This window comes from Streptomyces sp. NPDC102279 (assembly GCF_044766365.1).
Classification (GTDB): Bacteria; Actinomycetota; Actinomycetes; order Streptomycetales; family Streptomycetaceae; genus Streptomyces.
The window spans coordinates 239,096-260,612 of record NZ_JBIWLU010000011.1; the positions used below are offsets into that span (position 1 = coordinate 239,096).

Genomic DNA, 21,517 nt, shown 5'->3' on the forward strand with positions numbered 1-21,517 from the left:
GTGCGGGCCGTCGGTTCCCGGACTCGCGCTGTCGGCGCGGTCCGCCGAGGGGCCGACGTCGGGGGTGTCAGTTGCCGAACTCCGCGAGGGCGCGTTCCACGACGGTCTCCAGCCGGTCGTGGTGCGCGCCCTTCCAGTAGGCGCGCCCGCACTCCCCGCACTGGGCGAACACGTCGTAGGACCGCTCGGTGCCGCTCCGAAGTTGTTCGGCGACCTGTTCCTTGGTGGCTCGTGCGAGCGGGCCGTTGCACGCGGTGCAGCGGGTCCACGGTTTCAGCTCGGGCGCGAACCGGCCCAGTACGTCGCGGAGTTGGTCGTCGGGCTGGGTGCTGTAGACGAAGCCGCCCGCCCACAGTTCTCGGCGGCGCAGCAGTCCGCGGTCGCGGCTGAGCAGGACGCGTCGTTCGGCCGCCGACCGTGCGGCGAGGGCGGGGTCTCCGATGTCGGTGGACTCGTAGGCCGCGTCGACGCCGAGGAGCCGCAGCCGGCGGGCCAGGGTCCCGAGGTGGACGTCGAGGAGGAAGCGCAGCGGCGCCCCGGGGACGTGCTGCGGTCGCTCGACCGGGCACACCCGTACCGACTCGCCGGTTGCCGGGATGTGCGAGAACGGCACGTCCCTGCCGTTCACGACCAGGCTGCCGACCTCGGTGAGCGGGACGCCGAGCGACTCGACGACGTGGCCGAGGGTGGAGGAGCCGTCGGTGGCGGCGGGGGTGGCTCCCGTGCGGCGGGCGTGCGGGACGAACAGCCCCAGTTCGGGGGCGAATTCGATGTGGATCTCCGGTCCGTTCACGCGGTCAGGATGACATGCGGGGCGCGCCCGGGGCCTCCGGGTTTCCCGGCGGCAGGCCGTGCTCCAGGACGCTGACGGTCCGGTCGACGAGGCCGGCGAAGTCCTCCCGGTGGCCGGTCTCGGCCCAGTACAGGGAGGTCTCCATCAGTCCGCCGATCAGTGACATGGCGAAGACGCGGACCTCCAGGCTGTCCGGGTCCCGGCCGACGCGTTCCGCGACGGCGCGGCTGAGCAGTCGCCCGGTGACCGAGGCGCTCTCCATCATCCGGGACCGCACCGCGGGGACCTCGGCCATCAGCCGTGTCCGCAGCCGGGAGACCTCGGGATCCTCCGACGCACCGAGGCCGATGGCCTTGCCGAGCACGTGGCGCAGGGAGTCGAACCAGGGTTCGTCGGCCGGGCGCTCCCGCAGTTCCTGTTCCAGCAGGGGGTCGTACTCCTCGGTGAGGACGATGTCCTCCTTGGTGGGGAAGTACCGGAACACGGTGGAGGGGGAGACCTCGGCCGCTTCCGCGATCTGCTCGATGGTCGTCGCGTCGTACCCCTGCGCCTCGATGAGCCGGTACGTCGCCTCGCGGATCGCGATGCGGGTCTTGATCTTCTTCCGTTCGCGGAGCCCCGGCTGGGGCTCCGCGGCGGGAGTGGAACTCGGTGCGGTGGCGGCCATGGTCCTCATTGTCCGGCATCCGCCGGGGTCGGAGCCGTGGTGGTGTCCTCGCACGAGCGTGCCCGCGACCAGGGCGCCGGGCGCCTGGGGCCGTCAGCGGCGTGGTCGCGCCGGGGGGTGCCGTCGCCTGTGATCGCTGATCGCCACCGTCTAATGAAAGTGACTTTTAAAAGGTGGTGACTGTCAATCCATTGCGCCCCGGCCGATCGGGGCTCGCCGTCCGTCCGGAGAACGCGCAGTGGCCGCGGCTCGAAAGCCGCGGCCACTGGAGGTGAAGGGGGTCCGGGGGTGCCGGCGACGCCCGGGAGGGGTCATCCGTGCTGGTAGGCCACCAGGGAGATGCCGACGTAGTGCACGACGAACGCCGCGAGGGTCAGCGAGTGGAAGACCTCGTGGAACCCGAAGTAGCGCGGTGACGGGTTGGGGCGCTTGATCCCGTAGATGACCCCGCCCGCGCTGTAGAGCAGGCCGCCCACGACGACCAGGACGAGGACGGCGATGCCGCCGGTGCGCATGAAGTCCGGGAGGAAGAAGACGGCCGCCCAGCCCATCGCGATGTAGCAGGGGGTGTAGAGCCAGCGCGGGGCGCCGACCCAGAACACCCGGAAGGCGATGCCGGCCGCCGCGGCGGCCCAGATGCTCCACAGGAGCCACTTCCCCTTGGCGTCCGGGAGCAGCAGCATGGTGAGCGGGGTGTAGGTGCCCGCGATGATCAGGAAGATGTTCGCGTGGTCGAGTCTGCGCAGGACGCCGTCCATGCGCGGGCTCCAGTCGCCGCGGTGGTAGAGGGCGCTCACGCCGAACAGCAGGCAGGCCGTCAGGGCGAAGATCCCGCACGCGACGCGGCCGCGAGGTGAGTCCGCCAGCGCGGTGAGGATCAGTCCGGCGATGAGGGCGGCCGGAAACATGCCGAGGTGCAGCCAGCCGCGGAGCTTGGGCTTGATCTCTTCCGACAGGGTGTGCGCGACAGACGCGGGGCCGGCGGCCGGTGAGTCCGTGGGCGCTTCGGGGACGGACGCAGTCATGGTCCGAATCGTACCTACGGAACCGTAAGTTACGCGTCAGTCCGGCATAAGGAACCACCCGACAGTGGCCATGGTCTCACGCGGCTGGCCGGACGGCGCGGGGGTACTCGCGGTGAACCCGAAGCAAGCGGGGGGAAACCCTCCGGCGAGTGGCGATGCTCACTCCGCTCAGGTGTGAGGCCCTCTGGACATATGGGCGGTTCAGTCGGATGATCAAATGAGTGCGGTCGGCACCGGATGAGCGCCAAAGGGTCAACCACCGTGAAGCATCCGGGTCGCAGCCCCCACGGGGCACAACAACAAAAACCCTCATTTAGGAGCAATCGTGGCGCGCGACATCGCGGCTCCCGTCCCGACCAACCACAAAGAACTGATCTCGTGGGTCAACGAGATCGCCGAACTGACCCAGCCGGACAACGTGGTCTGGTGCGACGGATCCGAGGCCGAGTACGAGCGACTGAGCGAGGAGCTCGTCCGCAAGGGCACCTTCAAGAAGCTCGACCCGATCAAGCGCCCCAACTCGTACTACGCGGCCTCCGACCCGACCGATGTCGCCCGGGTCGAGGACAGGACCTTCATCTGTTCCGAGAAGGAGCAGGACGCGGGCCCGACGAACCACTGGAAGGCCCCCGCCGAGATGCGGGCCGTCTTCACCGGGGAAGGAAGCGGTTCCGCGGGAGACCAGGGCATCTTCCGCGGCTCCATGAAGGGCCGGACGATGTACGTCGTCCCGTTCTGCATGGGTCCCCTCGGCTCGGACCTCTCCGCGATCGGCGTGGAGATCACCGACTCCGCCTACGTCGCCGTCTCCATGCGCACCATGACCCGCATGGGACAGCCCGTCCTGGACGAACTCGGTACCGACGGCTTCTTCGTGCGTGCTGTGCACACGCTCGGAGCGCCGCTCGCCGAGGGCGAGGCGGACGTGCCGTGGCCGTGCAACTCCACGAAGTACATCTCGCACTTCCCCGAGACCCGCGAGATCTGGTCGTACGGATCGGGCTACGGCGGCAACGCCCTGCTCGGCAAGAAGTGCTACGCCCTGCGCATCGCGTCCGTGATGGCGCGTGACGAGGGCTGGCTCGCCGAGCACATGCTCATCCTCAAACTGACGCCCCCGCAGGGCGAGTCGAAGTACGTCGCCGCCGCCTTCCCGAGCGCCTGCGGCAAGACGAACCTCGCGATGCTGGAGCCCACCGTCTCGGGCTGGACCGTCGAGACCATCGGTGACGACATCGCCTGGATGCGCTTCGGCGAGGACGGCCTGCTGTACGCCATCAACCCCGAGGCCGGCTTCTTCGGCGTCGCGCCCGGCACCGGTGAGCACACCAACGCCAACGCGATGAAGACCCTGTGGGGCAACTCCGTCTTCACCAACGTGGCGCTCACCGACGACGACGACATCTGGTGGGAGGGCATGACGGAGGAGACTCCGGCCCACCTGACCGACTGGAAGGGCAACGACTGGACACCCGAGTCCGGTTCGCCCGCCGCACACCCCAACGCCCGCTTCACGGTGCCCGCCTCGCAGTGCCCGATCATCGCACCCGAGTGGGAGGACCCGAAGGGCGTGCCGATCTCGGCGATCCTCTTCGGCGGCCGCCGCGCCACGGCAGTGCCGCTGGTGACGGAGTCCTTCGACTGGAACCACGGTGTCTTCCTCGGCGCGAACGTCGCCTCCGAGAAGACCGCCGCCGCCGAGGGCAAGGTCGGCGAGCTGCGCCGCGACCCGTTCGCCATGCTGCCGTTCTGCGGCTACAACATGGGCGACTACATGGGCCACTGGGTCGATGTCGCCAAGGACAAGGACCCGGCGAAGCTCCCGAAGATCTACTACGTGAACTGGTTCCGCAAGAACGACGCGGGCAAGTTCGTGTGGCCCGGCTTCGGCGAGAACAGCCGTGTCCTGAAATGGATCGTCGAGCGTCTCGACGGCAAGGCCGAGGGCGTCGAGACCCCGATCGGCGTCCTGCCGACCCGGGAGTCCCTCGACACGGACGGGCTCGGACTGGCCGACTCCGACCTCGACTTCCTGCTCACGGTCGACAAGGAGGTCTGGCGCGAGGAGGCCGCGCTGGTCCCCGAGCACCTCAACACCTTCGGCGAGCACACTCCGACAGAGCTGTGGGACGAGTACCGCGCGCTGGTGCAGCGCCTGGGCTGACGCCCGTCCGCCGCTCCGCGCCCGGTCCCGTCGCCCCGACCCGCGACGGCGTCCGGACCGGCCGCGGTGACAGCACCTCGCCGGGGCCCCGCACACCACTGTGCGGGGCCCCGGCCTCTTTCGTCCCCGGCGCCCCGCCCGTGCCGGATCGGCTGAAAAAGCGCGGATTTCGGGGGACACTCCTGACATCGAGCAGTGAACCCCGAAATGAGGTGGGCGGGGTGCGCACACCGGTCAGTGACCCCCTGAGGATCGGCCCGTACCGCATCGTGGGGCGGCTCGGCTCCGGCGGCATGGGATGGGTGTATCTCGGCCGTTCGCCCGCGGGGCGCGAGGTCGCCGTCAAGGTGGTGCGGCCCGAGTTCGCCGCCGAGCGCGAGTTCCGGGAGCGGTTCGCCCGCGAGGTCGCGGCGGCACGCGTGGTCAGCGGCGCCTACACCGCCGCCGTCGTCGACGCCGACACCGAGGCCGAACTGCCCTGGCTCGCCACGCTGTACGTGCCCGGGCCCTCGCTCGACGAGGCCGTCCGCGCCGACGGACCGCTGCCCGAACCGCAGGTACGACGCCTCGGCGCGGGGCTGGTCGAGGCCCTTCAGGCGATCCACGCGGCCCACGTCGTGCACCGTGACCTGAAACCGGCCAACGTGCTCCTCGCCTCCGACGGCCCGCGCGTCATCGACTTCGGGATCTCCCGGGTGGACGGCGCCCCCGGACTCACCCAGGTCGGCGTCGTCGTCGGCACCCCGCCCTTCATGTCGCCGGAACAGATCAAGGGGGCCCCGGTCGGCCCGCCGAGCGACGTCTTCTCCCTCGGCGGGGTCCTCGTGTACGCCCTCACCGGCCGGCCCCCGCACGGCAGCGGCGAGGCGGTGCGCTACCGGGTCGCCCTCGCCGAACCCGAACTGGACGGCGTCCCGGCGGCGTTGCGGGACCTGATCGCGCGATGCCTGGCCAAGCGGCCCGAGGACCGGATCCCTCTCGACGGCCTGCTCGCCGGACTGCTCGAACCGGAACACCGGCCGGCCGCCTGGCCGCCGCCCGCGGTGGCCCACAGCATCAAGGTGCGTACCAGGGACCTCGCGAAGCGCCGTCAGGAGAGCGGCACGGCGTCCGTGCCCTCCTGCCTGCTGCTGCACGCCCAGGCGCTGCTGGACGCCGGTCTGACCGACGCGATGGTCGCCGGGGCGGTGGGCCGTGCCGGCGCCTGACTCCCTTTCCGGCAGCGGCCAGGAGGTCCTGGAAATCGGCACGCACTGGCGGCAGTTGACGCGGAACTGGGTGGCCGGGAGGAAATTCCACACCGTGGCCGATCCCGATTCCGTGTCCATGCGGTTCGATCTGTCGGAGACGGGCCGAATGGTGACCGTGCGCTTCATGACGACCAAGAGACTTCTGGTCGCTTTCGCGACCGACGGGCATTATCTGCGCCAGGACCAACTCGCCGTCGCCGCCGCCGCGTCGAATGCCTGGAACACCGAACAACTGAATCCCATGCTGTCCGTGTGGGACGTCCGCGGACCCCGCCCGTGCCTCGCGGGAGTGTGCGACCTTCCGCTGACCTGCCGGATGACGCAAGCGGATTTCGATGCTCTGGCCAATGACTGGGTGGAACGGGCGAGGCAGATGTTCACCCGGTGCCACCAGGTGTTCGCGTTGTAGAAGTGAATTCCGCCGGATTCCCCAAACCCTTTCGGCCGACGGCCGGTTACCGCCACTATGAGCACGTGCCTTTCAGGGCCACGGGGGTGTGCCTTTAGGCCACGGGGGGTTGCCCATGCGGCGTTCTTTCTCGGTCATCGCGCTCTCCGGACTGCTGGCCGTTCTCGCTCCGGCGGTGTCGGCGGCCGGAGCGACGTGCGGCACGGATCTCGGCCAACGACTGCGGTGCTGGTCCCGGTGGATCGACGAGGGGACGGTCCACGTCACCCTCGACCGGGCCGTTGCCTTCGACGGCAGCGCGGATGACCGCAAGGACGTCGAACGCACGCTGTGGGACGGCCGGGAGAACCTCGTCGTCGAGGTCCCGGCGGGCGGCCGCACCGGACCGGGCGGAACCGCGCTCCTCCTGCTGGCCGACCGGAGGACCCGTCTCGTCGCGAAGGACGCCACGATCGACCGGCTCACCCCCGGCGCCGTGGCCGAACTGGCCGACCTGCGGGCCTGCCACCCCGAGAACGCCAAGGACCCGTGTGCCCTGCTCGCCAAGGGCTCCCTGAGCGGCGCCGCGTTCATCGCCCAGGACCAGGCCGCCGACCTGACCCGCCACACGTACGCCGTCGCGGACTCCACCGAGCCGCCGGGCGCCACCCCGTCCCGCACCACCGGGACGGCCAAGGGCAAGCAGGGCGCGCAGAACGGCAGGAACGGCGGCGGCTCCGGTTCCGGGGGCGGTTCCGGCTCCGACACCACCACCCGGATCCTCGCCGTCCTGTGCGCCGTGCTCGTCGTCCTCCTCGGCGCCCTCCTCTTCCTGGTGCGCCGCTCCTCCCACGCGGTCGGCACCCTGTCCCGGCGCGCGCTCGCCACCCCCGGCCTCGGAGCCGTACCGGCCGCCGCCGCGTCGCCCCCTCCCTTGGCCGCCGACGAGAGCACCACCCGCATCCGGACCCCGGACGTGCGCACCACCCGCGGCCGGGCCCGGGACGAGAGCACCACCCGCCTGCGGGTCGGCGCGCCCGCCCACCGCTACCGGCGGGTCGGCAACGTACCGGGCCCCGCCCGCTCCGCCGTCGTCCGCACCGAACTGCACCCGCAGGGCTATGTCGAGCTCGACCACGTGCTGTACCGGGCGGTGTGGGCCGAACCAGGCCGCCCGCCCCCCGCTCCCGGCGCGCTCGTCGACGTCACCGACGCGCGGGAGCAGGACTCCGACGTCCTGTACGCGTTCCCGCCCACCACCGGACGGCACGCCCGGGCCGCCCGGCCCTGAGACCAGGAGAGACCTCCATGCACAGCGAATACCCGCCCACCCTGCCGGCGGAGTACGCCGACATCGAGTTCGAGAACAACGCGCAGCGGCTGCCGCTCGTCCTGTGCCTCGACACGTCCAGCTCCATGGCGGGCCGGCCCATCCAGACGCTCAACAACGCGCTCATGGAGTGGACCCGTGAACTGCACGACGACGTCAGCCTCAGCTACAGCGTCGAGGTCGCCGTCGTCACCTTCGGCGGCCAGGGCGTCGCGGCCTGGCGCGGTCCCCAACTCCTCGCACCGGGCGTCCCGGTGAGCCCCTTCGTGGCCGCCCACATGTTCCAGCCGCCGCAGCTCGTCGCCGCCGGCGTCACCCTGATGACCGAGGCGCTCGACCTGTCCATGCACATCGTCGCCGCCCGCAAGGCCGAGTTGCGCGCCTCGGGACTCCAGTACTACCGGCCGCAGATCTGCCTCGTCACCGACGGGCTGCCGACCGACGCCACGGGTCATCTCTCCGACTCCTGGCACCGGTTGATCCCGGTCCTCGCCGAGGAACAGCGCGCCCGCCGCTTCCGGCTGTACGCGATCGGCGTCGGCGGGATCACCGACCGCGGCGAGCAGGTGCTCCAGGCGTTCGCGCCGAAGTTCAACGCCCGCCTCCAGGGGTTCCCGTTCCGCGAACTGCTCCAGATGATGTCCGCGAGTGCGGGCGCCGAGCAGAAGGGCGCGGGCGACGAGGTCTTCGAGAAGATCTTCAGCCAGTTCAAGACACAGCGCCCGGCCTGGGAGTCGTGACGATGACCGGACGGGACACCTGACCGATGACCGGAGCCGACGAGCACGAGACGCCGTGGCGGATCCACGGCATGAGCGTCGAGGGCTACCGCCACCGCCGCCAGGGACTGCCCTGCCAGGACGCCTGCACGTCCGCGGTGACCGCGTCCGTCGCCGTCCTCGCGGTCGCGGACGGAGCGGGCAGCAGACCGCGTTCGGAGGAGGGCTCGCGGCTCGCCGTCGAGCTGGCCGCCGAACACTTCGCGCGCAGGGCGGGGGCCGCCGCCGACCGCCGCCCCGGCGAGGCCGTGCACGCCCTCCTGGAGGAGGCCTTTTACGACGTCAGCAAGGTGTTCCTGGACCGGACGGGCGCCGCCGCGGCGGACTTCGCGACCACGCTCACCGTGGTCGTCCTCGCCCGGGGCTGGCTCGGCCATCTGAGCGTGGGCGACGGATTCGTCGTCCTGCGGGCCGGTACGGAGGACGGGGAGCGGCAGTTCCACCTGCTGCCCCAGCCGCCACCGGCCGGCGAGTACAGCAACGAGACGGTCTTCCTCACCTCGCCGGACGCCGCCCGCTGGGTGCACACCGACTGCGTGTCCGACGAGGGCATCGACGGCGTGCTGCTCTCCACCGACGGTCTCGCGCAGGCCGCGCTCAACCGCTCGGCGAGCGGCGCGCCGTCCCCGAACCCCTCGTTCGCCGAGGCCGTCCTCCGCTCCCTCGACGTGCCCGGAGACGTCACCGACAGCGCCCACGAGGGCCTCGCGACCCTGCTCCGCTCCGACCGGCTCACCGCCCTGAACGCCGACGACAAGACCCTGCTGCGGGCCGTCCTCAAGGCGCGGCCGTGAGCGGCCTCACCGTGTACCTCGACGGCGAGCCCGTCCTCCTCGCCGAACTGCCCCTCAAGGGCGGCGGCCAGGCGGCCGTCTACCCCGTCGTCGGCGACGACACCACCGTCGTCAAGCTGTACCGGGAACCCCCGGGCCCCGAGCAGGAACGGCGCCTGACCCGGATGCTGACCATGTCCCCGCTCGCGGCGCGCCCCACCGACGCCTCGCAGCCCCCCGAACTGGCCTGGCCGACCGCCCTCGCCCGCGGTCCGCAGGGCGAGTTCCTCGGCTACGCCATGCACCGCTTCGGCGAACCGGGGCACGTCCAGCTCATCGGCCTGTTCACCCGCGCCCAGCGCCTCAAGCTGTTCACCGACCGGGCGGACTGGCGGTTCCTGCTCGGCGTCGCCTGGAACCTCGCCTTCATGACCGCCCGCATGCACTACGACAACCTCGTCATCGGCGACTTCTCCAGCAGCAACGTCGTCGTCGACGCCAACGGCTTCGTCACCTTCCTCGACTGCGACTCCATCGCCTTCAACGACCCGGTGACCGGGGAGCTCTTCCCCTGCCTGATGCACACCGCCGACTACTCGTCACCGGAACGGCAGGCCGGCGGCCCCGCGACCCGCGCCACCGACGACTTCGCCCTCGCCGTCCTCGTCTACCAGCTGCTGACCGCGGGCAACCATCCCTTCGGCGGCGTCCCGCACGAGAGCGCCTCCGAGTCGACCGTCAAGGACAACATCGCCGCCAGCTGCTCCTACGTCGTCCGGCCGGAGCGGGTCGTCATCCCGCGCGGCACCATCGACCCCTCCGTGCTGCCGCCCGAACTCCTCACCCTGGCCCTCGCCGCCTTCGGCCCGGGGGTCCACGAGCCCGCCGCGCGGCCCCCGGCGGAGGCCTGGCTGCGCGCGCTGGACAAGGAGCGCGCCCTCGTACGCCGCTGCCCGCACCGTCCGCTGCACGCGTACGGCTCGCATCTGACCTCGTGCCCGTGGTGCGCGCGGGCGGCGCTGACCCGGCACGACGTGTTCAACGTCCCCGCGCCGGTTCCGGCCCCGGTGCCGGATCCGCCGTCCCGGCCGCCGACACCGGGCGAACCGTGGGCCAAGGCACTCAAGGTGGCGCTGCTGATCGCGGTGGTCCTGATCCTGGTGGTCATCGCGGCGAACGCCTGACGCGCCGGGCCCGTGAGCACCGGCGGCGGGTCACGGGCGGTGCTCACCCGGGGGCGGTCGAGCGGAACGGCGTCACTGCGAGCGGCCGCGCTCCTCCAGATAGCGGGTGTGCGACTCCTGGCGCCGGGCCTCGGTCTCGCGCAGCGCCGCCGCGAGCCGGTCGGCCTCCTCCTGCAAGGCGGTGAGCTGGCGCTCCAGGTGGCGCTCCGGCGGCTCGGTGCCGGGGGCCAGCCGGGTCCACCACCGGGTGCGGACGAAGGTGTCGACCGCCTCGGGGATGTCCTGCCGCACGGCGCGCGACAGGGCGTGCACACCCTCCGGGTCCTGCGCGAGGACCTCGGCGACCCAGCCGGGGTCGAGCAGCGCGGTGAGCACCTCGGTCAGCTCCGTGAGCCGGCCGGCCGCCGCGGGCGGCAGCTCCACCCCGTCGAGATACTCCCGCAGCGTGCCGAAATCGCCTCTCAGCGCCTCCAGTTGAGCGGAGGGATCGGGGAAGTCGGGGATGGCCGGGCGCTCCGGCGGAGCGATCAGCGCGCCCGCGCCGTACAGGCCCGCGACGACCACCGGCCAGTACGGACCGGCGATCCCGGCGAAGGTCAGGGCGACCCCGGCGATCCCGCACGCGCTGCCGGTGAGGTTCTTGCGGGACTCCAGGAAGCCGACGAGCCTATTGGTAGCCACGGATCTCCTCGAAGGCGCCGTCGAGCGAGCCCTTCCGGGCGTCGAAGAGACGGCCGCCGGTCAGGTCGGCGATGTGCTGGAGCTCGCCGCGGTCGGAGTCGCCGAAGAGGATCGGGAAGACGGGGATCTGCCGCTGTCCGTCCGGCAGCCGGTCGTAGAAGGCGTCGAAGTCGGACGGGCTCGCGCCCCGGGTGTTCTCGCCGTCCGTCATCAGCACGACCGAGGTGAACGTGTCGTCGTCGGCGCCGAGATGCTCGTACGCCTTCTCCAGCGACGTGTAGATCGCGGTGTCGCCGTCGGCGTTCAGCGAGCGCGTGTCCGCGCGGATGGCGTCGAGTCCGGCCTTCGGGTCCTCGGGCCGCACGAGGTGCGTGCGGACGCTCTTGACGTCCGATCCGAACGGCATCAGCGTCACCTCCTCGCGGTCGCGGAAGTCGCCGGTCAGATCGCCGAGCGCCTCCTTCAGCCGGTCGAGCCGGTCGCCGTCCATGGAGCCCGAGGTGTCCAGGACGTATACGGTCCTGGACGGCCGCCGGAGCTTGTTCTCGTAGGCGTCGAGGAGCTTGTCGGCGACGGACCGGCTGCCGGGGAAGGGGAGTTCGCGCCGGCGTCCGGTGTCGAGTCCCGCGGCCGGGGCGACGGAGGCGACGACCGGGCGGCGGTGGGTCGTCTCGGTGATCCGTCGCTGGCTGTCCGGTGCGCGCAGCGCTTCGGCGAGACGCCGGACGGTCTCGCGGGTGTCCTTGGAGGACGCGGCGAGGGAGGAGAGCGGGTAGTCGGCGGTCACCACTCCGTCCCGCGGGCGGATGACCGTCAGGCCCTTCACGCCCTTGAGGACGGACTCGTAGTTGAGCAGCGCGTCCACCGTGCCGCGGCGCTCGTAGGCGGTGGCCAGCCAGCCGGACGAACCCGACGTCAGCTTCTGTCCCTTGAAGAACTCCCGCAGCCGGGGCGTCGCCTTGTCCACGTCGGCGTCGGTGAGGGCAGACTGGGCGCCGGAGAGTCCGGAGGCCACCGAGATCAGCGTGGAGAAGCCCGAGTTGGAGCGTGCCGGATCGGTCATGCCGTACGTCAGCCTCCCCTCCGCCACGGCCTTCTCCACCTGGGACCAGGTCACGTCGTCGGCCTTCCAGCCGAGCGCGCTCAGGGTGGCCGGCTCGACCCCGATCGCCACCGGGCTCGACATGACCGGCGTCTCGGAGACGACCTTCTTCGCGGCCTCCGGGCGCAGGTGCAGATAGTCGTCGGAGGAGAGCCACAGGGCGTCGTACGCGTCGTCCGCCGTGCCGCGTGCGAGCAGGTCCACGGCGGCGAGCGTGCCCATGTAGGTGGGCTTGACCGTGATGCCGGTGTCCTGCCTGATCCGGTCGAGGACCGGCTTCATGTCGCTGAGTTCGCTGGAGGTGAGGATCCGCAGGGTGCCGGGCTCGGTGGCGCTGTCGTCCCCGGACTTCCCCTCTGCCCGGGCCGTGCACGCGCTGACGGCGAGCAGCGCCACGGCCGCGCAGGCCGCCTGTCGCAGGCGTCTCATCCGAGCCCGCCCTCCAGCGCACCCTGGGTGCGGCTGCGCTCCAGGTAGTGGCCGGCGTGCTGGAGTTCGGAGGTGAGGGACTCCACCGTCGCGGCCATCGTCTCGGTCGCCTGGACCTTGTACGTGTCGATGGCGTCGAGGGTGCGGTAGATCTGCTGGAAGGCGTTGCGCAGGGTCTCCGCGCCGACGGCCGGGTCGGCGGCGATGCGCTGGATCTCGCCGCTCTGGGTGGAGAGCATCTCGGCGTTGCCGCGGATCAGGTCCTCGGTGGTGCCGCGCAGGGCGTTGACCTGGTCGACGACCTTGCGCTGGTTGTCCAGCGCGGAGGCGAGCATCACCGAGATGCGCAGCGCGGAGACGGTGGTGGTGGCCGCGCGGTCGACGCCCTTGATGAGTTCCTCGTTGTTGCGCCGGACCACGTCCATCGCGAGATAGCCCTGCGCGCAGACGGCGAGCTGGGTGAGCAGGTCCTGCTGCTTCTGCCGGGCGGGGAAGAGGATGTCGGAGCGGAGGGTGTCGGCCTGCGCCGGGTCGGTGGTGTCGACGCCCGCGATGTGCTCCTCGACCGCGCCGTCCAAGGCCTGGGCGAGCACGACGTACTCCTGGAGTTTGCCCATCGTCTCCCAGAGCCGGACGCGCTCGGTCTGAAGTGCCGCGTTGTCCCTGCGCAGTTCGTCCTGGCCGCCGCGCAGCGAACCCACGATCTTGTTCAACGTTCCCTGGGCGGAGGCGTACTTGGCGACATGGTCGCGCAGCCGGTTGCCGCCGGGGAGCCTGGAGAGGAACTTGCGGCCCTTGCTCGCGGACAGGTCGCGCGGGTCCAGGTCCTCGACCACGCGGCGGAGTTCGACGAGCGAGCCCGCCACGTGCGACTGGGCGTCCTCGCCCTGGGAGGGCAGGCTGCGGATGGTCCGCTCCAGCATGCGGTTGGACTGGGCGGCGGCGCCGCGCATCTCGCTGGTGCCCAGGCCCGCGATCTCGCCGACCTTGCCGGCGAACTCGGGCGAGCGGGCGTCCAGGAGGGCGAGTCCGTCGATGTACTCCGCGGCGCGCCGGGCCATCTCGTCCCGCACGGCGGCCTCGACGGGCACGAGCCCGCCGGCCTTCTCGCGCGGCACGGCCGTCACGGCCTCGGGCGGCGTGAGCGTGAACGTGTCTTCGGTGGTCATGTGCTTCCCCCTAGTTTCCGGCGCGGCGCGCCATCTCGTGCAGCACCTTGGAGGCGGGCACGGGCGCCTGCCGGACGCCGGTCAGCTTCTGGTTGAGATAGGTGGTGCGGGCGGCGGTCGCCGCCGTGAACTCGGCGGTCGCGCCCTGCGGCCGGAAGCCGTGCCGCACGGCGAGCCGGCGCAACGTCGGGTCCGTGCCGAGGAGTTCACCGAGTGCCCGGCCCTCGGGCGTGAGCGGTACGACCGTGTGGTCGCTGTTGGCGGTGGTGTCCGGGTAGAGCACGGTGAGGTCGCCCGTGTCCTGGCCCTCGGCGAGCAGGGCCGCGACCTGGGATTCGTAGACCAGGACGAGGGGGTTGCCGACGCCGCTGACGAAGTCCCGGAACTCGGCGTCGGTGCTGGACTGCTGGGCGCCCTGGACGCTGATGAGCCGGTGCATCAGGGGTGCGGTCCGGCCGACCGCGGCGTCGTCGGCGACGACGTTCCCGCCGTTGGCGACATAGGACGCGGCGGCGAGGTAGAGGGCGCCGGAGTTGGAGGTCTCCGGGTCGGTGCTGGCGATGAACAACGTGCCGGTCAGTTCACCGTGCGCCGAGGTGCCCTTGAGCTGCTGCCAGGTCCGGTCGTGCCGGGCCGCGTCCAGATAGGCGGCCAGCTTCAGCGTGCCGGTGTTCTTGTCGAGGGTGGCCAGTCCGTTGGCGGCGAGGACCTGGGCCGCGCTGCGGTGTGCCACCACGACGAGGGGCGAGTAGAAGGGCCGGGGGAGCGGCTGGCGGACGTGGTACTTGTCCGCGAGCTCGTCGGCCGGCGCCTGGCTGGAGGGGAAGGCGAAGTCGTACCCCTTCAGGTCCAGGCCTTCCATGGCCCAGGACCCGGAGGTCTCCGTCTTCACGGTGTAGCCCTTGGCAGCGAGGGCCTTCACCACGTCGGGGTCGGCGAAGAACTCCGCCTTCTCCGAACCGATCACACCTTGCACGGTCTTCGTTGCCGTGCCCTTGTCCTGACCATTGCGGCCCGCGACGACGGCTGCTGCCACTCCGCCGATCAACAGGACCGCCAGGACGATGCCTGCGATACGTCTCACGCCTGGAGAGTGCACCTCGGAATCCAACGTTCCCCGTCTCGGAGGGTGAACGCGGGGTGACGACCGGGTCCCGGTACGCAACCGGAGGGGAAGCTGCCGCTCCTGGGGTGCGCGGGGTGCCGTGGCGGGCGGACGGTGGACGCGTGACGCGTGCCGTCTCACGGGGCGCGATATTCATGGCACCCGGTCCGCGCGTCGCTGCGGGAGCGCGCGGACCGAGGCCGATCAAGGGGCCCCGGGCCCGGTGGCGCGGGGCTCAGCGGGCGGCGAGCTCGCGGGCCCCGGTGGCCGCGGCGTGCGCGTCCATGCGCTCCGCGGACAGGATCGCCGCGGACGTGTCGGCGCGGGAGGCCGCCACGACGAGGGCGCGGCCCGCGAGGTCGTGGGCACGCCGGTGCAGGGTCACGAGCCGGGCCTCGCCGACGGCGCCGGCCGGGGCGCGGACCGGCGTGGAGCCGCCGCGCAGGCGGGTCACCTGACCGGCCAGTCGCTCGGCGGCGGTGTCGAGATCCGCGGACGGCGCCACCGTGCGGATCTCGTCCGTCACGGCGAGCAGCGCCGCGAGGTGACCGGCGAGCTGGATGTCCAGCTCCTCCTCGCGCGACCGGTGGGGAAAGTCGGAGGAGGGGGTGCCGGCCACCGTGTGGACCGACTTCGTGCGGATCGGTTCGTACATGGGATGGCCTCCTGTGCCTGACAGGAAACCATCCTAGCTTGGATCTCGTCTAAAGTTGAGCCGGTTCGCGGAACTGGACGGGTCACGCACGGAGGGTGAACGCCGTGCCCGTCCCGCCGCCCTCCGTCACGGCTGGCTGTAGCCGTCCAGGAAGCTGCCGATCCGCGTGACGGCGTCCGTCAGGTCCCCGACCGACGGGAGCGTGACCACCCGGAAGTGGTCCGGCTCGGGCCAGTTGAAGCCCGTCCCCTGAACCACCATGATCTTCTCGCGCTGCAGCAGGTCGAGGACCATCTGCCGGTCGTCCTTGACCTTGAACACCTTGGGGTCGAGGCGCGGGAAGAGGTACAGCGCCCCCTTCGGCTTCACGCAGGTCACGCCCGGGATCTGGGTCAGCAGTTCGTGCGCGACGTCCCGCTGCTCCTTCAGGCGTCCGCCCGGCAGCACCAGTTCGTTGATCGTCTGCCGCCCGCTGAGCGCCGCGACCACACCGTGCTGGCCCGGCATGTTCGCGCACAGTCGCATGTTCGCGAGGATCGTCAGGCCCTCGATGTAGGAGTCCGCGTGCCCGCGCGGCCCCGAGATCGACATCCAGCCGACGCGGTAGCCCGCCACCCGGTACGCCTTCGACATGCCGTTGAAGGTGAGGGTGAGGAGGTCGGGGGCGATCTTGGCGGTCGCGGTGTGCGTGGCGCCGTCGTAGAGGATCTTGTCGTAGATCTCGTCCGAGCAGACCAGCAGGTTGTGGCGGCGGGCGATGTCGGTGAGCCCCCGCAGCATCGCGTCGTCGTACACGGCGCCGGTCGGATTGTTCGGGTTGATGATGACGATCGCCTTGGTGCGGTCGGTGACCTTCCGCTCCACGTCCGCGAGGTCGGGCATCCAGTCGGACTGCTCGTCGCAGCGGTAGTGCACGGCCGTACCGCCGGACAGTGAGACGGCGGCCGTCCACAGCGGGTAGTCCGGCGCCGGTACGAGGACCTCGTCGCCGTCGTCCAGCAGGCCCTGCATCGCCATCACGATCAGCTCGGAGACGCCGTTGCCGATGAAGACGTGCTCGACGTCCGTCTCGATGCCGAGGGTCTGGTTGTGCATGACCACCGCGCGCCGGGCGGCGAGCAGGCCCTTGGCGTCGCCGTAGCCGTGCGCCGACGAGACGTTGCGGAGGATGTCCTCCAGGATCTCCGGCGGACACTCGAACCCGAAGGCTGCCGGGTTGCCCGTGTTGAGCTTGAGGATGCGGTGACCGGCCGCTTCCAGCCGCATCGCCTCCTCAAGAACCGGACCCCGGATCTCGTAGCAGACGTTGGCGAGCTTCGTGGACTGGATCACCTGCATGTCCGTGAGCTTACGGCCGCGTAACGAGGACCGGGGGGTGTTTTTCACCACGTGAGACGTGACGGTTCGGACAGCTTTGTCCGCCCGACGCTCCGTAAGCCCTGGTGACCGCCGCGTCGCACCATCGGGCGCCCGGGTCCGCGGGGCCGCGAAGTCCGGCCGGGGAGGTTCCTCCCTCGGGGCGACGGGAGGACACCGGCCGGCCGTTCCTCCCAGTAGGTTGACCCTGCCGCACGGGGGAGGCAGGCCATGGAGTTCTCGCTGTTGAACGACGAGCCGGTGACCGGGCCGGGGGACGATCTGCTGGGCGCAGGCCGGGCCGCCCGCGAACTCGCCCGGCTGCTGCACGACTCGCGTGCCGCCACCCCCTTCACCCTCGCCGTGGACGCCGGGTGGGGCATGGGCAAGAGCAGCCTCATGCGGCTGGTGGACGCGGAGCTGCGGGCCAGGCAGGGCGTCCACACCGTCTGGTACAACGCCTGGACCTCCACCGGCGCCGACGCGCTGGAAGGGCTGATCAAGTCCGTCCTCGTGCGGTTCGACCGCCGGGTGCTGCGCCGCGCCCTGCAGCGCGTCTCCGAGCGGCGCGCGCTCGTCGGCGTGTTCCGGGCGGCGCTCACCGTCCTGTCCGGGCCGCTCGGGGCCGCTGCCCTAGTCGACCGGCTCTGGCAGGACCTGTCCGTCGACGCCCGCTCGCGCAACGCCATGCGCGACGCGCTGCGCGAGCTGACCGCGGAGTGGACCGCGTCCGCGCCCCACGACACCCGGCGCCTGCTCGTCGTCTTCATCGACGACCTCGACCGCTGCTCCGAGGAGACCGTGCTCGCGGTCTGCGAGGCGGTGAAGGTGTACCTCGACGTGCCGGGGCTCGCCTTCGTGATCGGCTGCGACCGCTCCGCTCTCGGACCGAGCGGCCTCCTGCGGGACCTGTCCCCGGCCGGATCGGCCTTCATGGAGAAGGTCTTCCAGACCAGCTACCGGGTGCCGGTCCCGGCGGTGTCCGAGGTCCGCGCGTACGTGGACGCCTGCGCCCGGCGCTCCGGCATCCAGGACCTGCTGGGCGACCACCTCGCCGAGCTGATCGCCCAGCGCTCCGCCCGCAATCCGCGCCGGATCAAGCGCCTCATCAACGGCTTCGGCCTGGAGTCCGCGCTCAACCCCGTCTGGCAGGCCTTCAGCGCCGAGGCCGTGATCCGCGTCCTGCTCCTCCAGCAGCTGTATCCCGACTTCTACCGGGTGCTGCTCGCCCGCGACGGCGCCGATGTGCACGCGGCCCGCGAGTTCCTCCGCTACCGGGCGACCCGCCGGGTGCTCGGCCGGCCGTTCGGCCGGCCCGTCGAGGGCGACTGGGCGGTCGCGGTGAGCTGTCTGCGCGCGTACGACCTGGTCGCGCCGGAGCGGGACGGGGCCGGGGACTGGAGCGAACTGCTCGCCGGCCTGGAGGAGCAGCTGCCCACGGGGTTCCCGGAGCTGGCGCTCGACGCGAACTTCGGGCGGCTCATCGAGGAGCTGATGGCGCTGGCCGAGGCGGACGACCTGGTGGGGCGATTGCAGCAGGGTGTTCCGCAGCTCGCGTCGGCCCGTCCGGACGGCGATCCGGAGCCCGCGCGCACCGGGACCGCGCGGCGGCCGTACGCCGGGATGGAGGTCCTCTGGGTCGACGACCACCCCGAGCGCAACACCCGGTTCGTCGACGTGCTGGAGCAGCGGGGTGCCCGTGTGCGGGTGGCCACCGACCGGGACGGCGCCGAGCGGGCCTTCGCGGCCGACCGGATCGACCTGCTCGTCTCCGACGTGCAGCGCGGGTCGGACCGCGCGGCGGGGCTCACCGATCTGGCCCGCTGGCGGGAGAGCGGGCGGTACCCGGGACCCGCCGTGTTCTTCACCAGCCGGGTCACCCCGAACCGCGAGACTCGGGCGCGGGCGCTCGGCGCACGGGTCGCCACGAGCGCGGAGCTGCTCCTCCGGTTCGTCGAGGAGGCATACGAACAGGCCGTTCTGTAAAGGGCGTTGTTCGGGACATCCCCGGCCGGAAACCGCTTCTTGTTCACTTGCCCCACCCCCCTCACAATGCGCATGACAAACAGAAGGTGGCTGGAAGACCTCCGGTCGCCCCACGTCGCAAGAGGGGACCCCCACATGAGAAAGCCTCTCGTCGCCGCACTCTTCGCCCTGGTGATCACCGGGGCGGGCGCGGCACCCGCGGTCGCGGCACCCGCGCCCGAGTCGGCTCCCGCGCACACCTCGGCCTCCGCCGTCACGGCGGACACCAAGGCGGCGCCGACCCTGCAGGCCGTCAGCCTCGCCGGGACCGTCGCGCTCAGCAACTGCTCCGGATCCGTCGTCCGCTTCCCCAACTCGGCCGACACCGACCCGGCGCTCGTGCTCTCCAACGGCCACTGCCTGGAGACCGGCTTCCCGGAGCCCGGTGAGGTGATCGTCGGCCAGACCTCCAGCCGGACCTTCGGCCTGCTCAACTCGGCCGGCACGAAGGTCGCCACGCTGCGGGCCGCCAAGGTCGTGTACTCCACGATGACCGACACGGACATCACGATCTACCAGCTCACCAGCACCTACGCGACCATCAAGAACTCGTACGGCATCAGCGCGCTGACCGTGCAGAACACGCACCCGACCGCCGGTACGGCCATCACCGTGGCCTCCGGCTACTGGAAGCGGCTCTACAACTGCAACGTCGACGGCTTCGCGTACCGGCTCAAGGAGGGTGACTGGACCTGGAAGGACTCGCTCCGTTACACCTCCGCCTGCAACACCATCGGCGGCACCTCGGGCTCCCCGGTCGTCGACCAGGCCACCGGCAAGGTCGTCGCCGTCAACAACACCGGCAACGAGGACGGCGAGCGCTGCACGGTGAACAACCCGTGCGAGGTCGACGCGGGCGGCAACGTCACCGTCCGCCAGGGCATCAACTACGCCGAGGAGACGTACCAGATCCCGGCGTGCTTCACGACCGGCAACAAGCTCAACCTGGCCGCGAGCGGCTGCGTCCTGCCCAAGCCGTAGGGCGGCGGTGGCGGGCGGTCACGCCGTGCGGCGGACCGCCCGTCCCGCGAGGACGTCCGTCCTGCGGCCGTCCTCGACGACGAACCGGCCGTCGATCAGGACGTGCGGGATGCCGGTCGGCAGCGTGCGCGGCGCCTCGAAGGTCGACCCCGCCGCCACCGTCGCCGGGTCGAAGAGGACCAGGTCGGCGCGGTAGCCCTCGCGGACGAGCCCGCGGTCGGGCAGCCGCAGCCGCGCGGCGGGCCGGCCGGTGAGGTGGGCGACGCACTCCTCCAGGGACAGGATGCCCAACTCCCTGACGTACCGGCCGAGATAGTGCGGGAAGGTGCCGTAGGCGCGCGGGTGCGGCTTGTCGCCGCGCAGGATCCCGTCGGAACCGCCGGTGTGCACCGGGTGCCGCATGATCGCCCGGACGTTCTCCTCGTGGCCGACGTGCTGGAGGATCGTCGGGCCGAGCCCGTCCTCGACGAGCAGCCGGCGCGCGGTGACCCAGGGCGCCTCGCCGCGCAGGTCGGCGGAGTGCTGGACGGACCGGCCGACGTACTCGCCGAGGTCCGGGTCGCTCACCCCCGAGATCTCGATGGTGTGCCACTCGATGGGGACCCCGTGGCAGCCGTCGGCGCCCACGACCTCCATGTGGTGCCGGATGCGTTCGGCGGTCGTGTCGTCGCGCAGCCGGGCGAGGATCGCCTCCGGTCCGCCCTCACTCGCCCAGCTCGGCAGCATCGCCACGAGCGTGGTGCAGCCGGGCGTGTACGGATACGTGTCGAGGGTGATGTCCGCGCCGTCCGCGAGCGCCCCGTCCAGCAGGGCGAGCAGGTCGGGTGCCTTGCCCTCGTTCACGCCGAAGTTCATGGTGGCGTGGGCGAGATGCAGCGGGCAGCCGGCCTCGCGGGTGAGGGCCACCATCTCCTCGTACGCCTCCAGGGCGCCCGCCCCGTAGGAGCGGTGGTGCGGGCAGTAGTAGCCGCCGTGCTCCGCCACCACCCGGCACAGGGCGGTGAGTTCGGCGTTCTTGGCGTACATCCCGGGGGTGTACGTCAGCCCGGAGGACATGCCGACCGCGCCCTCGCGCAGCCCGTCCGCGACCAGCCGCCGCATCCGGTCCAGCTCCTGGGGGGTGGCCTCGCGGTCGTCCCAGCCGACCGCGAGCATGCGGACGGTGCCCTGGGGGATCAGGTACGCGGCGTTCACCGCGATGCCCTCGCCGTCGAAGCCGTGGTCGAGGCGGTCGAGGTACTCGCCGACGGAGCGCCAGGTGAAGTCGATGTCCTCGCCGTAGCCGTTCCACCCGGTGATCGCCCGGCGGACCTCGGCTAGCGTCCGGTCGTCCACCGGGGCGTACGACAGACCGTCCTGGCCGATGACTTCGAGGGTCACGCCCTGGGCGGCCTTCGCGCTGTGGTCCGGGTCCCGCAGCAGCGCGAGGTCGCTGTGCGCGTGCATGTCGATGAAGCCGGGGGCGAGCACGAGCCCCTCCGCGTCCACCTCACGCGTCCCGCGCGGCCGCAGACAGCCCGCGGCCGCCGCCTCCTTGACGATGCCGACGATCCGGCCGCCGCGGACGGCCACGTCGGCGCGGTAGGAGGGAGCGCCGCTGCCGTCGGCGACGTCCGCGTCCCGGATGACGAGATCGGCGTGATCCATGGAACGACCCACTC

At 71.5% G+C, this 21,517-nt stretch carries 19 protein-coding genes; 9 read left to right on the plus strand and 10 right to left on the minus strand.

Translation table 11 applies throughout. The features are described 5' to 3' along the window. Window positions 1–67: 67 nt before the first annotated feature. From ACIRQH_RS28230 to ACIRQH_RS28240, 3 genes are all read right to left on the minus strand, one after another. Window positions 68–793 carry a Mut7-C RNAse domain-containing protein gene (locus ACIRQH_RS28230; RefSeq protein ID WP_388869509.1) on the minus strand — a complete coding sequence of 242 codons (726 nt, stop codon included), beginning with the start codon at window positions 791–793 and terminating at the stop codon, window positions 68–70. 4 nt (window positions 794–797) lie between these two features. After that, window positions 798–1,469, minus strand: coding sequence for a TetR/AcrR family transcriptional regulator (locus tag ACIRQH_RS28235; RefSeq protein ID WP_388869512.1), 672 nt, complete (start codon window positions 1,467–1,469; stop codon window positions 798–800). A 302-nt stretch (window positions 1,470–1,771) separates the two neighbouring features. Beyond that, window positions 1,772–2,485 carry a hemolysin III family protein gene (locus ACIRQH_RS28240; RefSeq protein WP_388869515.1) on the minus strand — a complete coding sequence of 238 codons (714 nt, stop codon included), beginning with the start codon at window positions 2,483–2,485 and terminating at the stop codon, window positions 1,772–1,774. A 325-nt stretch (window positions 2,486–2,810) separates the two neighbouring features. Here ACIRQH_RS28240 and ACIRQH_RS28245 point away from each other — a divergent pair, with 325 nt between their 5' ends. The 7 genes from ACIRQH_RS28245 (at window position 2,811) to ACIRQH_RS28275 (ending at window position 10,353) form a co-directional block, all read left to right on the plus strand. After that, window positions 2,811–4,649: a phosphoenolpyruvate carboxykinase (GTP) gene (locus ACIRQH_RS28245; RefSeq protein ID WP_358816608.1), complete on the plus strand. Its 1,839-nt coding sequence runs from the start codon at window positions 2,811–2,813 to the stop codon at window positions 4,647–4,649. Window positions 4,650–4,870: 221 nt separating this feature from the next. Then, window positions 4,871–5,857, plus strand: coding sequence for a serine/threonine-protein kinase (locus tag ACIRQH_RS28250; protein ID WP_388869519.1), 987 nt, complete (start codon window positions 4,871–4,873; stop codon window positions 5,855–5,857). Beyond that, complete coding sequence (locus ACIRQH_RS28255) at window positions 5,844–6,308, plus strand: hypothetical protein (protein WP_358816610.1); 465 nt, start codon at window positions 5,844–5,846, stop codon at window positions 6,306–6,308. Before ACIRQH_RS28250 ends, ACIRQH_RS28255 begins: the two co-directional genes overlap by 14 nt. A 115-nt stretch (window positions 6,309–6,423) precedes the next feature. Further along, window positions 6,424–7,578: a hypothetical protein gene (locus ACIRQH_RS28260; protein ID WP_404227407.1), complete on the plus strand. Its 1,155-nt coding sequence runs from the start codon at window positions 6,424–6,426 to the stop codon at window positions 7,576–7,578. 17 nt (window positions 7,579–7,595) lie between these two features. Continuing rightward, complete coding sequence (locus tag ACIRQH_RS28265; RefSeq protein WP_355865405.1) at window positions 7,596–8,357, plus strand: hypothetical protein; 762 nt, start codon at window positions 7,596–7,598, stop codon at window positions 8,355–8,357. A gap of 26 nt (window positions 8,358–8,383) precedes the next feature. After that, a complete protein-coding gene (locus ACIRQH_RS28270; RefSeq protein ID WP_404227410.1) occupies window positions 8,384–9,190 on the plus strand; it encodes a PP2C family serine/threonine-protein phosphatase in 807 nt (268 codons plus the stop codon). After that, entirely contained in the window at window positions 9,187–10,353 is a 1,167-nt protein-coding gene (locus ACIRQH_RS28275) for a hypothetical protein (protein ID WP_358816613.1), read from the plus strand. The genes ACIRQH_RS28270 and ACIRQH_RS28275 overlap by 4 nt, the downstream gene beginning before the upstream one ends. 72 nt (window positions 10,354–10,425) lie before the next feature. On the opposite strand, the gene ACIRQH_RS28280 is transcribed toward ACIRQH_RS28275, so the two are convergent. The 6 genes from ACIRQH_RS28280 to ACIRQH_RS28305 form a co-directional block, all read right to left on the minus strand. After that, entirely contained in the window at window positions 10,426–11,034 is a 609-nt protein-coding gene (locus tag ACIRQH_RS28280; protein WP_404227413.1) for a hypothetical protein, read from the minus strand. Further along, the gene (locus tag ACIRQH_RS28285) at window positions 11,021–12,565 is read right to left on the minus strand and encodes a substrate-binding domain-containing protein (protein ID WP_404227416.1); all 1,545 of its coding nucleotides are present in this window, start codon (window positions 12,563–12,565) and stop codon (window positions 11,021–11,023) included. The genes ACIRQH_RS28280 and ACIRQH_RS28285 overlap by 14 nt, the downstream gene beginning before the upstream one ends. Then, window positions 12,562–13,734 carry a toxic anion resistance protein gene (locus ACIRQH_RS28290; RefSeq protein ID WP_404227418.1) on the minus strand — a complete coding sequence of 391 codons (1,173 nt, stop codon included), beginning with the start codon at window positions 13,732–13,734 and terminating at the stop codon, window positions 12,562–12,564. The genes ACIRQH_RS28285 and ACIRQH_RS28290 overlap by 4 nt, the downstream gene beginning before the upstream one ends. Window positions 13,735–13,744: 10 nt before the next feature. Continuing rightward, on the minus strand, window positions 13,745–14,818 hold the full coding sequence (locus ACIRQH_RS28295) for a hypothetical protein (RefSeq protein ID WP_404227421.1): 1,074 nt from the start codon (window positions 14,816–14,818) through the stop codon (window positions 13,745–13,747). Window positions 14,819–15,074: 256 nt separating this feature from the next. After that, complete coding sequence (locus ACIRQH_RS28300) at window positions 15,075–15,494, minus strand: hypothetical protein (RefSeq protein WP_358816618.1); 420 nt, start codon at window positions 15,492–15,494, stop codon at window positions 15,075–15,077. Window positions 15,495–15,620: 126 nt separating this feature from the next. Beyond that, window positions 15,621–16,832 carry a pyridoxal phosphate-dependent aminotransferase gene (locus ACIRQH_RS28305; protein WP_358816619.1) on the minus strand — a complete coding sequence of 404 codons (1,212 nt, stop codon included), beginning with the start codon at window positions 16,830–16,832 and terminating at the stop codon, window positions 15,621–15,623. Between the two features lie 249 nt (window positions 16,833–17,081). On the opposite strand from ACIRQH_RS28305, the gene ACIRQH_RS28310 reads away from it, so the two are divergent. Together ACIRQH_RS28310 and ACIRQH_RS28315 are read left to right on the plus strand one after the other, a co-directional pair. Further along, window positions 17,082–18,836 (plus strand): P-loop NTPase fold protein, encoded by a 1,755-nt coding sequence (locus ACIRQH_RS28310; protein WP_388869538.1) that lies wholly within the window; start codon window positions 17,082–17,084, stop codon window positions 18,834–18,836. Between the two features lie 135 nt (window positions 18,837–18,971). Beyond that, entirely contained in the window at window positions 18,972–19,856 is an 885-nt protein-coding gene (locus ACIRQH_RS28315) for a serine protease (protein ID WP_388869541.1), read from the plus strand. An 18-nt stretch (window positions 19,857–19,874) separates the two neighbouring features. On the opposite strand, the gene ACIRQH_RS28320 is transcribed toward ACIRQH_RS28315, so the two are convergent. After that, on the minus strand, window positions 19,875–21,503 hold the full coding sequence (locus tag ACIRQH_RS28320; RefSeq protein ID WP_388869544.1) for an amidohydrolase family protein: 1,629 nt from the start codon (window positions 21,501–21,503) through the stop codon (window positions 19,875–19,877). Between the last annotated feature and the right edge of the window lie 14 nt (window positions 21,504–21,517).